Annotated in this window: 8 protein-coding genes; all 8 read right to left on the bottom strand. The window is 45.1% G+C overall.

Translation table 11 applies throughout. The features are described 5' to 3' along the window. Positions 1–88: 88 nt before the first annotated feature. On the bottom strand, positions 89–1429 hold the full coding sequence (locus U9Q77_06960) for an MFS transporter (GenBank protein MEA3287099.1): 1341 nt from the start codon (positions 1427–1429) through the stop codon (positions 89–91). A gap of 233 nt (positions 1430–1662) precedes the next feature. Next, positions 1663–3465 (bottom strand): MFS transporter, encoded by a 1803-nt coding sequence (locus tag U9Q77_06965; protein ID MEA3287100.1) that lies wholly within the window; start codon positions 3463–3465, stop codon positions 1663–1665. Between the two features lie 147 nt (positions 3466–3612). Continuing rightward, positions 3613–4932: a DUF1343 domain-containing protein gene (locus U9Q77_06970; GenBank protein ID MEA3287101.1), complete on the bottom strand. Its 1320-nt coding sequence runs from the start codon at positions 4930–4932 to the stop codon at positions 3613–3615. A gap of 9 nt (positions 4933–4941) precedes the next feature. Next, on the bottom strand, positions 4942–7371 hold the full coding sequence (locus U9Q77_06975) for a glycosyl hydrolase family 18 protein (GenBank protein MEA3287102.1): 2430 nt from the start codon (positions 7369–7371) through the stop codon (positions 4942–4944). Positions 7372–7398: 27 nt separating this feature from the next. After that, positions 7399–8694 carry a DUF1343 domain-containing protein gene (locus tag U9Q77_06980; GenBank protein MEA3287103.1) on the bottom strand — a complete coding sequence of 432 codons (1296 nt, stop codon included), beginning with the start codon at positions 8692–8694 and terminating at the stop codon, positions 7399–7401. Between the two features lie 141 nt (positions 8695–8835). Continuing rightward, positions 8836–10137 (bottom strand): SpoIID/LytB domain-containing protein, encoded by a 1302-nt coding sequence (locus tag U9Q77_06985; protein MEA3287104.1) that lies wholly within the window; start codon positions 10135–10137, stop codon positions 8836–8838. After that, positions 10109–11302: a hypothetical protein gene (locus tag U9Q77_06990; GenBank protein ID MEA3287105.1), complete on the bottom strand. Its 1194-nt coding sequence runs from the start codon at positions 11300–11302 to the stop codon at positions 10109–10111. The genes U9Q77_06985 and U9Q77_06990 overlap by 29 nt, the downstream gene beginning before the upstream one ends. Continuing rightward, entirely contained in the window at positions 11295–12758 is a 1464-nt protein-coding gene (locus U9Q77_06995) for a glycosyltransferase (GenBank protein MEA3287106.1), read from the bottom strand. The genes U9Q77_06990 and U9Q77_06995 overlap by 8 nt, the downstream gene beginning before the upstream one ends. Positions 12759–13127: the final 369 nt, after the last annotated feature.

Here is a 13127-nt window from a genome sequence, read left to right on the forward strand (position 1 = left end):
CGTCCCTCCCGGAGGGAGGGACGAATCGTGTAACGATTCGGGGAGGGCTTCCCGCTAAGCAGGTAATTTGGACATAATGACCGAGTGTTTACTCAGAGTGCTCCTCAATATAAGCAGCTTCCCGTTTACCTTCTTCTTCATCAACAAACTTGAAGAGAACCGCACCTATTACGAAGAGCAGTACTACGGAGCCAATCCCCCAGCGTGAGGCAATCTGGCCAATGGCTTCCATCTGTTCAGGCGTATTAGCCAGGGGTCCCAAAGTACCCTTAATGGTCAGGCCAACGACACCGATGAGCAGGGGTCCCAGAATAGCGGCAAATTTGCCAAGCATATTATAGAATCCGTAGAATTCACCTTCCTGACCCTTGGGAATCAGTCGGGAATAATAGGAACGACTCAAGGCCTGGATACCACCCTGAACCAAGCCAATGGCAATTGCCAGAGCATAGAATTCAATCTCCCTGGTCATTAAAACACCATAAAAGGTGATTAGTATATATGTAAATATAGCCAAATAAATAGCTTTCCGTACACCCCACTTCTCACCCAATCTACCGAATATGATGGCGGCAGGAAAGCCCACAAATTGGGTGATCAATAAGGCAATGATCAATGAATTTGAATCGAATCCAAGAGACATTCCATAATCAACGGCCATCCGTATAATCGTATCAACGCCATCGATATAGAACCAGTAAGCTGCCAGGAACAATGAAACGGTTTGGAGATGTTTGATCTTTTTCCAGGTATCCAGATATTGCTTAAACCCGGCTTTGATTAAGGCAATTACACCTAGTGTACTGGTAGCTTTTTTCTCTTCCACCCAGAATATGGTGATCAGCGTAAAACCACCCCACCAGAGAGCAACAGAGATGAACGAATAACGCACAGCCTCTCCAGGACCAGATAATCCAAAAGTCTCAGGCATAAGGGTCATGGCAACATTCAATGCAAATAGCAACCCGCCTCCGAGATAACCCATGCCAAAACCCAGTCCGGATACACGATCGATCTCGTCTTTACCGGCGACACTGGGAAGTAAAGCGTCATAGAATATGTTGGCACCTGAGAAACCAATGATGCCCATCACGTAAATAAAAATAGCCATGGCCCAATCACCCTGCTCCACCAAAAATAATCCGGCAGTCATGAGGGCACCGAGATAGGCAAAAAAGATTAAGAATTTCTTCTTGGCTGAACCCTTATCGGCGATTGCTCCGAGGATGGGAGCCATAAGTGCCACAATTAAGCTGGCGATTGAATTCGCAACTCCCAATTGAGCCGTACTTACATTCACATCAGCACCGAGACTCCAATAATCTTTAAAAAAGATGGGGAAAAAGCCTGCCATGACCGTTGTGGCAAAAGCAGAATTTGCCCAATCATACATGGCCCAGCCCCAGATTTGTTTTTTCTTATTGTCCATGAGAAATCCTCCGTGTTGAATAGTTCGAGCGCTTTCGGCTACGAATATTTAAGAAATTTTACTGCTGATTTGTAATGACTTCAGGATCAATATAGGCGAAGCACCTGATATGCGAAGGGATTTTTTGCGCTGCTGGCGAGTCTCCAGACAGGGGTTTATGCACCAGGCGGAGATTTGAGTCCCCGCCTGGTTAGATTATATAATTCGTCGTTTCTACCTGTTTTTTCCAGAGGTTATTTCTCTACTGATTTCTTTCCGAACTCCGGATCAATGGGCAGGAATTTGAGCATGAGCAGCCCAGGTATGGTGGCGATCAGCACCCAGATGAAGAACATCTGATACCCGATTGTCTCCTGGAGCCAACCACTGAACATTCCAGGAATCATCATCCCCAAGGCCATAAAACCCGTACAGATGGCAAAGTGGGCTGTTTTGAACTTACCCTCTGCTACTGTAATCATGTACAACATATAGGCTGTGAACCCAAAACCGTAGCCAAACTGTTCTACTCCCACCATAATGGCTATCATTGTGAAATTCTCAGGCTGAACGTATGATAAATAAACATAGACAACATCAGGCAGCTTCATGGCCAGCGCCATCCAGAGAATCCAGAATTTCAATCCCTGTTTAGCAGCAACCATACCACCAAGGATACCACCCAAGGTCAACATAACTGCGCCTAGAGTTCCATAGATAAAGCCATATTGTTGCGTGGTCAATGCCAATCCCCCAGCCTCAATAGTATCGATCATAAAGAGGGGAGCAATTTTCACTAGTTGGGCTTCACCAAACCGATAAACAAGAATAAATGCGACAGCCAAACCAATTTTGTCCTTTGTAAAGAATGTGGAAAAGGTATTGGCATAACTTTGGAAAAATTCAGACATACCTGACGGCTTTACTCCCTTATCACCAGCGGGACGCGGCAGAATAAAATAATGGTAAACAAAAAAGATAATAAATAGGCCCGTAAGAATCAGAAATGACAAGGACCAGGCCAGAGGGATATTTCCTGATCGAGCAATAAATGTAGCACTTGATGCTGTCTTCAGGTTCGGATGAAGCTGGATTAATGCCAGGTATGGAATATTCCAATCATCCTGGTGAAAAATAAAGCGAGTATCAGAAAGTAATTTGATGCTTTTATCCCCTGTATCATGACCAAAAGAGACAACGATTTCTTCATCTCCCAGCGGTTTATTCGAAAGTCCGATATAGGCCAGGGCAGTCTTACCAACATCATCTGTTGCATCTGGAGCCTCATAATTAACAAAGGCTACGGCGGTCAGATCCGTTGTATCACTCAGTTCTAAGCGATTGGCATTCCAGTAATTCACCATGGTTAGCAATGAGTCATAACTAAGGTTGGACTGTTTACCCAACCCCACTTCAACCGTTTCGGGATAAATATGAATTTCCAGTTCGTCCCCGTTCTCTGGAAGGCGAAAATAATCGGGATCAATCCGGTGTTCAATTTGATAATCCGGGGTCGCTTTGACCACAACTTCCAAATCAGCGAGACCAGTATTACTTTCGATCATACCGGCAAAAATGATGATTCCACCTTGACCCGCGATAATGGCAAGACGATAGAAAGTACTTCGAATACCTACCCACCAGGCTTGGTCATGCTGGGATAATCCAATCATGTAATACCCATCTGCCGCAATGTCATGGGTAGATGAACTGAAAGCCAATAGCCAAAAGAAGCCAAGCGTTAACTGGAAAAACCCAGGCATTGGAATTGTTAAAACAACACCACCCAGCCCAGCCCCGATAAAGAGCTGCATGATAACGATCCAAAATCGTTTGGTCTGGAAGATATCAACCAGGGGGCTCCAGAGTGGTTTTAAAACCCAGGGCAGGTAGAGCCAGCTGGTATAGAGGGCAATCTCCATATTGGAAATTCCCATTCGTTTGTAAAAAACGACTGCAATGAGCATGACAACTGTGTAGGGTACACCCTCTGCAAAATACAGAGAGGGAATCCATAACCAGGGGGATCTGCGCTTGGGTTCAGTACTCTTAGACATGTTTTCTTCCTTCTACTCTTCTACTTCAGATTTAATTGTTTAATATATTTTCAATCGCCTACTGGTATTTTATTCCTCTCCGACCCTTCCAGGAAACCATAAAACACCTCTGCGTTCTCGTGGTTATTCGATGTTTATGCAAAATTATCATTCATAAATAAGATATTTTTCACGTAACTGGAGATATTCCTGTAACTCAGCCTGGTAACTTGCAATAATGGTCTCAGCAGATGCTCCAGCATCAATCATTTCCCGTAATCCGGAGCCACCCCAGAGCCGATCTGAACCCTTCTGATAGCGCCAGCCAAAATCATCTGGATAATTCTGCTTGGTGATGACCAGCAAATGGACCAGGAATTCAACCGCTTTAAATGAATCAGGATCTGTTACTTTAATATTAACGCCATGGACCAATTCATCCTTAAAAATGGGGTTCATGGAGACACCCGGCATTTCAACCGGTGTGTAGGTGATCGGTTCGACTGTAAAACCCTTCAGACCGGTAGCCATCAATTCACGAGCTAGTAATTTCCCATCCATATACGGTGCTCCTACATACTCGAAAGGATGAATGGTTCCGCGTCCTTCTGAGATCCGAACACCTTCCAAGAGGCAAAGTCCCGGGTAAGTCAACGTTTCGTTGGTATTACGCATATTGGGTGAAGGTGGTAACCAGGTCAGATCTGTTTCAGCCCAAACCCGGTCAGCGGTCCAGCCCTGGCATTCAACGACATGTAATTCCACCTGACCAAGCTCGGGGATCATATTTTCACCGATGACCATCCGAGCCAGTTCGCCAATGGTCAACCCATATTGAATGGGAATCTTATAGCGACCGACAAAACTCTCATACCCTTCATCCAGAACATTTCCACCTACTCTGCGTCCGATGGGATTGGGACGATCCAGGATCATCACGGGAATATCAAATTTTGCACCGGCCTCAAGAACATAACCCATGGTGGAGATATAGGTATAGAACCGAGCTCCCACATCCTGAATATCATAGATGAGAAGATCGATCCCTGTGAGCATTTCCTGATTGGGTTCACGGTTCTCACCGTAGAGACTGTAGATCGGTACTCCTGTGGCCGGATCAAGTCCGCCTGGAATGGCATGACCTGCTTGAGATGTACCTCTGAATCCGTGTTCAGGTGCAAATATTGCCTTCAGAGTCACATCATCTGTAGCATTTATCAGATCAACCAGATGTTCACCCTGCTTATTAACAGCAGTATGGTTGGTAACGATACCCACATTTTTTCCTGCCAGCAATTCAAAGTCCATTTTCTGTAATACATCCAGACCTGTAAGCACTTTTTGAAGTTCCTGGGGTGGTGTAACCTGGCCATATTGATCCTGTTGCTCACTATGCGGTCCTGGTGGTGCAGGCGTTGGCGCAGTGGAGCAGGTCCAGAACAAAATCGGAAATATCCATAACATTTTCTGCAGGTAATAAAATTTCATATTGAGTCTCTATTTTAAGTAAGTGATATTTTGTGAATGGCTCTCAGTGCCACTTGCCACTTGAAGCACATAAACACCCGAGCTTAACATTTTTTGATCCATGACGTGCACGCTGAGCTGGTTTTCGCCTACCTGCAATCGCTGGCTAAGGTGATGCACCAGTTGACCTTTTAGATTGAAAAGACTGATAGTTGCCTCCACCCTCTCGTTACTATAAACCGAAAAAGAAAATGAGCCATTGAAGGGATTGGGAAACGCCCTTGAGACCTTGAAATTATTCGGGATCGGAGCCGTAGAAACAATATCCACAGAAATTTCCAGAAAATCAAGTACACGACCCATGACAATATTTCGGGTTGCTTCCGGATAGATGGTTTCAAAGCCAAAACCGAGATAAACAACGCCACCCAGAGCGGTGCTCTCACCAAAATTACCCATAAATTGGATTCCGGCTCCGCCTTGTGCAGCATAGTCAGCACCTTCATAGCGCAGATTATTCACCGCACCTCCAAATGGCTTGATCCCATCTGGATAATCCACATCATAGGTCCCGTGTGTACCATCATCGAACGCCACACCAGACAATCCTGCGAAGATTCCGTTGGCCGGACCGGATGTGGAGTAACTCTGCGTATTATCAACAATATAATCGGCTTTAAAATAATTTCGGTAGAAGGAAAGATCGTTGTCAGATCCATTGGCTTCCAGATCATAGCCTATCTCAGATCCAGAGATGAATAAGCGTCCTCCCTGCTCCAGATAGTCTCTGATGCGGGACTGCTCAGCCGGTGAGAATGACACGGTAGCAGTGGCCTCTTCTCCACTGATCCAATCCACTACATCATAGTCAGTCAATGAAATAGTGCCGTTTTCAATGGCATCATTACTGGCAGCATCAAAAATCCTTCCGGTGGCGTGAACAGCCGAGCCGTGTTCGATGATATAATCCAGATTATTCATCGTTCCAGAAGTTCGTTCAAAACCCTGCACGATCAGGACACTTGAGACAGTCGTACTACTAACAACCACGCCCAGTACTTCAGAAAAACTACCACTCCCAAACGTATTGGTATTCCTGATCTTCACATAGATCAACTGGCCAGGTTCCAGACCCTCAAGCAGGAAGTCCTGAGAAGGTGAACTATGGGCTAAGCTGAAACTGGACCCATCCAAACTGATATGTGCTTCGAAGAAATCGGTATAAATTGAAGGGGCACAATGAATCGCCACAGTGCCATCACCAACATTGCGAACTGTGAAATACTGTGAGCTGAGGGGCGGAGATGTTGCACCAAATGCATCACTCAACCCACCCCAGATCTCTGCGCGTCCACCATCATAACCCAGAGCCCAGATCCCGATACCTTTTATTTCAACTTCCTTGGCATAGTTATATTTGGTAGCCAGACTGAGGCTATCATCATACCAGACCTGTCGTAATCCGCCACTGTTATAATTATACCAGGCCGAAGGTGCATTTGCATTGTAGTGTTTGCCGTAGGATTGGGCATTGGCTTCAGCAGCCGAATATAGGATCGAAGAACCGCTCCCTGTCGTTGGAGCACCCATGGCAGTACTGCTGACTGGCCAGTCTCTGCCATACCAGGGCAATCCCAGGATAAGCTGGCTTCCATCGTCACCTGTTTTGGTCAGATAATCTTCCACAGTTCTGCGTATATACCAACTGGATAGGCCACTATTGAGAGGTGATAACGGTCCGGCATTGGCGCTTCCGCTCCAATAGTAGCCATAAGCCATGATCATCAACCCGTCTGAATTATCAGATAAATAGTCATAATCATAAGAATTCCACCAATCCACAGACGGCATGGCAATACTGACTTCAGAACCCGGTATCTGATCGTGGAAAGCCACCGTCAGATCATGGATAAAGGTATTAAAATTATTTCTGGATGCTGTGGGTACGAATTCGAAATCAATATTCACTCCATCGGCATTGCCCTGAGAAACGGCACTAATAAGATTGTTAATGGCAGTTTGGCGTGATGCGGCATTACCCAGCAGGGTTCCGATTGCTGAATTATCAAACTGGGTCACGGTTACAATGACCTTTACTCCATGACTATGAGCCAGATCCACCAGCCCATTGATAGGCCATCCATGCGAATTTGTGATGCTCCCGCTGGAGGACATATTCAGACCGAACCAGGCAATATGACTAAGCATGTTATATTCATAGTTCAGCCAGGCAGTTCCATTCCAATAGGGATGATACCCAAAAACAACATGGCTGGGTTCTCGGAAACCAGGACGCTCTACCAGATCCTGTGGAAAGCCAACAAAGTCACCCTGTTGATCAACTTGAATATGACCATATTGAGCGGCTTGCTGGCCGTGGGGTTTTTCCGGCTCACTCTGCCCCAATAAACAAACAGACCCAATTGACAAGATGATCATGATGTGTACAAGATGCTTCATGGTAATACTGTTCCTGTTCAATGCGGATTAATCATAGAGCAGATATTTTTTGCGCAACTCGCCAAACTTGAGTAGGTCTGCCTGCCATTCCTGCTGCATTTCCAGCGGATCCCGACCAGCCTGAATATCTATTCTGATCTGATCTGAGCCTGTGACCTTGGCAAACATATTCCAACGGTGCTCATTGGCAAATAGATCAACCTCAGGATAAAGCTCCTGATGAACCGATAGCATCAGCAGGCCGGTAACATAAGGAGCAAATAGATCACGATCAGTTACATGCAATTGTACGCCCCCACAAATCTGTCCTTTATGTCTACCATAATAGGGTTTAAAAAAGGTTGGCCTGAAAATTACCCCTTCCTGGATCCTGGAGCTAAGAGCATTGGCATATTCATGGGGGTTCTTGATCCATGGACCACCGGCTACCTCAAAGGGGGTTGTTATGCCGACTCCTTCGGAAAGCATACCCAGTTCACCATAAGTACCTGTGGCGATCATGGGCAGGATTGTGGCAGCATCCGGGACGTGGGGTGAGGTTGGCACCCATGGCAGACCGGTATCTTCAAAATACATGTCACGGGTCCAGCCTTCCATTTGAACTATTTCCAGATCACAGTTGATCTCATATTCAGTATTGAACAATAAAGCAAGTTCGCCAATGGTCATACCATGTCGATATGGAATAGGATAAAGACCGACAAAGCTGGAAAATTGAGGATCCAGCAGGTTTCCTTCCATTGCGACACCATTTACCGGGTTGGGACGATCCAGAATGATGACCTTTTTCCCGTTGATCGCAGCGGCTTGCATGAGGTAAGCCATGGAATATATATAGGTGTAGGATCGTACTCCAATATCCTGAATATCAAACAGGATCATATCCAGATCACTGATCAACTCAGCAATATCAGCAGGTTTTTGACGATAAGTTGTAACTGCTCTAATACCAGAACTAACCTCAGTTTCTTCCCCGATGTTATCCCCGGCATTTTCGGCTCCAAAGAGACCATGTTCTGGTGAGAGAAGCAATTGCAGGTCGATCTGCATCGGTAATAACTCAACACCATGTACTAACTCATGATTGATACAGGTTTGATTAGCCAATAGACCATATTTTAAATTTTCAAATCCATGCTCACGATCCAGGAATACTTCCAAACCGCTACGAACGGGTACTGGAATCACTTTCTGGCTTTCGATCTGTATTTTTTCAAGTGGTGTTACCGGAATTGGTTTCTGACTGCAAGAACTGATAAACAGTAAGGTAGACAAGCCCGAGATATACAAATATCTTAGACGACTGAATTTTTGACCATGCATAATATCATACTCCAGATTGTTGGTGCAAACTAGGTTTGTTAAAAGCATTTACCAATATTATTTAGCTCGGAGTGTTGGAAACCCGTGATCGGTCCAGATTTATTTGCAGAGACGCAGCATGCCACGTCTCACCTGTCAAGATTAAATTGTTGTGAAGATAGTACCGGGGTAATAATGTGCCAGAATGGCTTTATAATCGATCCCGTCCAGCGCCATACCCAGAGCACCCATCTGACACAGACCAACACCATGACCCCAGCCAACACCCCGTAAAACGAGTTGATCGTCACTCAGAAGGGTCTCAGCATTCTTGATCACAAAGGCGGAAGAGAAGAGAAAGGAATCACTGAACATTCGGCGAATCCCATATTCTGACTTCACCATTTGCTCAGCAGACTGACCCGTTTCGTCCAGACCTTCAAGGAAAAGAGTTTTGATCCGGGCGCTGGGTCCCCGCTCCATAATGCGGATGCCATCCAGACGTTTCCAGGTTAAACCTGTATATTTTTTCAGGTTTTTCAGGATATCAGTTTTAGTTATGGTCTTTTCCCAGCGATAGTAACTGCCAGAAACATCCACTTTGCCAAGCATACCGGCCAGATCCACTGATTCAAAACGTTTGGAGGAGCAATAGGCATCGGTATAGTTCCACAGATCCTCAAAATCATCTACAGCCTGTCCAGCTCTTTGTTGAGGGCCATCCCAGAGCGGAATGAGATATGGCACTGATCCACCCTCCCAAACGGTTTCGTAAGCCTCTACCATGCCTCCACAATTCTTTGAATAACGGGCATCGATGACCTGGTCATCATAGACCAATACTTCACCTTTGGTTTCCACCGCAGCTTTCAGAGAATGTTCAGTCAGATAGCTGGTTCCCTGGTAACGTTGGCAGCAATCATCGTTGCAGACATCGAAGCCTTCGGCCAAATGTTTGGCTTCAGCCAGAGCCATGGACCAACACCTCGCTACAATAGTTTGAGCAGCCAACAAGTCTGCCGGCGCTGCTGCACCCATTTCAGAGGTAGCCACGCAAGCCACATAGGTTTCAACTAAAATGGTATTGATGATCTTTAAGGAATTCTGTTCGACGGTGATCTTCAGTTCGCCGGGTAAATCGACTGCGATCCGCTTTTCCCAGTGAAAACCGCGACCGGCAATAACCGGGTCAAGGTGAATCCCTGATCCGACCTGGATCGATTCAACTCTGTCAGAGCTGTATAAACTCAATTCCTTTACGCAGATATTTCCTGCCAGTCCGGCAATCTGGATACCATCAGGATGAATACTAAGTTCGAGTCGTTGGATCGTTCCCAGATCGGGAGGGGTGCCAGTTACCTCAAGTTCCGGTGACCAGGATAAGGTTATTTTTTGAATATTATCTTCGGGTAGAACAATGCCTACCCGGATATGATCACTGTTCAATCCACTCGAGATAGGCATCTACTGCAGCTCCTAAAGCTGGGGCGTGTCGCAGTTCTGAATGGATGATCAGATCGTCACGAAGCCGATTGGTTTTTGTAAGATACAACCCCTTGATCTCCGAGGGCAGGTCAGATGAATGGATCATCCGGCCTAATTTTTCATTCACCAGATCAAGCAACAGCGGTTCAAATTTCTTAAATTCCCAAATGTCGCCAAGACGCTGGCCCACAACAATGCGTTGAAAGACCTTGCCCATGTGTTCATGTTCTATTTCCAGCGTGCGACTCTGGTCCAGTAGTATGGTTTCGGGTGCGCCTACTGCTAAAGTATGAATGCGATGATAGAATAGTTCTGAAAGTGATTGAGCGATGCTCCTGGTCATTTCAAGGGAAGCTTCTTCACCATCCAATGCTCGTTCATAGATCTGCCAGGGGAATATTTCAGCTTTTTCCATTTCCTCCTGAGTCATTCCAACCATTTTGCCATAGCGCGTTTGAATCCCTTTGGCAGAAAGCAGATTTTCATAGCTTTCTTCTTCATTGGCCATCATTTCCCAGGTTTTGGCTATCCAGGGTTTACAAGCGTCAAAAGGAACATTCTGTTCATCCAACAGCATGGCATCGGCAATTCCGGTTCCAACCCCAAAATAATAGGCTGAAGACACACCGCGCATACCACCTTCATTACCCCAGCGCTCACCCAAACCACAATAATCAGCATCACTACCGATGGAACCAATGGGAAAGAGAGTTGTGTAACCTTCATTCTTTAGCGATTTTACAAGTTTGTTAAGAAATTTTGGCATTCTGGGGCCATTGGCCATCGCCGATATTCCCCGGCCATTTTTAGTCTTCAAACCTGGTAAGCCCACTCCAATAACAACACCCTGACTTACATTTTTGCCAAGAATTGTCCGAATGGCTTTTGTAAAACTCTCCAGGATGGCTTTTTCCTGGGCTACTTCAGTCTTGGTCTGAACAACATTTCCAGCCTTGTGCTCTTTAAGCTGGCGCGTCAACGTAATTGGTTTAAAACTTGATCTATAGAAGTCTGAACTATTATAGGTAACCTCGATGAAAGGCTTTAAAGCAACAAACCGCATGGGGTTAATCAAAATATCAACCTTATGAACCAAAACCTTGGAGGCTCCTCCATCAATACCGATCAGAATTACTTTATCCATGGTTAACCTCATTCATGATCTGCCGTCTATAGATCGCTTCACGACGCATTTCATCCTTGGCATTATTGTTTCTATCAACCGTGGCACGATCAATGTTATGGTCAGTTCCGCCACCATGACGAATGACTTTGTAGACAGGATCCCAAACCCGACCGATCCGATGATGTTCGCTCATACGTGATACAAAATCATAGTCTTCGCCATAGTTTCTGGCAAAAGCTGAAGTATTCATATCAAGGAGTCCCAGATCTCTGGCAGTTTCAATATAAAATGATCGGGGAGCGCCAGCGCCGTTGATCCGTAGCAGGTTGTTGCGACCATTTTCCTCGGTCCATTCATCATGGGTAACCACGGGGATAGAATCCATGCGACTTAGTGATCCAGTCTCCATATCTTTTTCCCAAACCTCATACGACCCAATAACCATGGCAATGGTATCATCGGTCTGGTAGACAGCGGCGATCTTTTCAACCGCATCTTCAATAAGCTGGTCATCTGAATCCAACTGGACGTAATACTTGCCTCTGGCTCGTTGCAGTCCTGCATTAAGGCAGAGACCAATATTATTGATATCCAGCACAACCAGTCTCACTTCCGGTTTGGCAGCATCGAATTTTGAGCCGCCTTTTATATAGTCTTTAACTGCAGGAATGGTCGGATCTGAATCACCGCCATTCACCACGACAATGATCTCAATATCCTGGATGGTTTGAACCAGAATTGATTCGATAGCCGAACCAATAAATTCAGGTCGGTTATTCACTGGAATGATAATACTGGCAGTCAGTTCATAGTTTTTGTCGGTGTAGGGTACTTTTGAATAATGCGCACCCCGTTCCAGAAAAGCGTTGATGCGTTTCAGGTGATCACTGACAATTTGTTCCAGTTCCAGTTGTGACTCTTTACTGGCCAGGAGATAGTCAAAGACATTCTGATCACCAACAGCTTGATAGATTCGGTAAGGGGAACCGGCATAGCGGTTTGCAATATGCACAAATTCTCCAACCTCACTCAAACGCAGTCTCAACTCATATAGGAAGTGTTGTTTGGTAGTACCGGCCAGTGGTAGGGCTTCCCGGGCCTTCTCTACATCGATGACCCATACTTTCCCATAGTCCGTATTGTCCCTGACTCGACCAATATGATGTTCAAGCAAGTGCTCATCACTGAGAACACCCTTATCATCGACTTCGTAATCAGCATAGATAAGCGACCAATCTTCAGAGGTCTCTGCAACCATTTCATACAATTCAGCTGCGCTCTTTTTAAACTCAATTTTTTGAGAACGGGCATCGATAAGCAGCAAGGTTCCACTTGTATAGCTGAGAATCTGATCGCTTAATATTTTCGCGGTCAGTTCTGATTGATCAAGTACATCTATGGTTGATTCAGGAAAGAAATTTGTATAGTTCTTGTAACTGTGAGATTTGTCCCCACTGATTACCAGTATATTCAAGTTGAACTCCTTTAGCAATCTTGTACAGATCGCATCATTAATGATATCATCAGAGAATGCGGTTCTCTTTCCTCTGGTGATGCGCAGGAGTTAAGAAATATTTCAGGAAATTCAACTAATTTTTGGTTTTGACGGTTTTTAGTTTTGGTAAATATGATGTTCAATGAAGCGATAACAACCTAACCTAAATAATTCATAGCCACTAAGTCACCAAGACACAAAGTTTAATAAAATATATGCTGATCAAAAATTATCACTCACAGATGCAAATAATACTGTTTAAAATGACCTTGTTCATAACTTTAATAATTTTCGTGACTTAGTGTCTTCGTGGCAATAATTCATGAATAATGCAGGTTAAATATATTT

The sequence above is a fragment of the Candidatus Neomarinimicrobiota bacterium genome, assembly GCA_034716895.1.
GTDB lineage: Bacteria > Fidelibacterota > UBA8477 > UBA8477 > JABMPR01 > JABMPR01.

Coding starts and splice junctions, on each gene's coding strand:
- U9Q77_06980 (MEA3287103.1), bottom strand. CDS start 8,694: ATGCATGGTCAAAAATTCAGTCGTCTAAGATATTTGTATATCTCGGGC.
- U9Q77_06975 (MEA3287102.1), bottom strand. CDS start 7,371: ATGAAGCATCTTGTACACATCATGATCATCTTGTCAATTGGGTCTGTT.
- U9Q77_06965 (MEA3287100.1), bottom strand. CDS start 3,465: ATGTCTAAGAGTACTGAACCCAAGCGCAGATCCCCCTGGTTATGGATT.
- U9Q77_06990 (MEA3287105.1), bottom strand. CDS start 11,302: ATGGATAAAGTAATTCTGATCGGTATTGATGGAGGAGCCTCCAAGGTT.
- U9Q77_06970 (MEA3287101.1), bottom strand. CDS start 4,932: ATGAAATTTTATTACCTGCAGAAAATGTTATGGATATTTCCGATTTTG.
- U9Q77_06985 (MEA3287104.1), bottom strand. CDS start 10,137: ATGCCTATCTCGAGTGGATTGAACAGTGATCATATCCGGGTAGGCATT.
- U9Q77_06960 (MEA3287099.1), bottom strand. CDS start 1,429: ATGGACAATAAGAAAAAACAAATCTGGGGCTGGGCCATGTATGATTGG.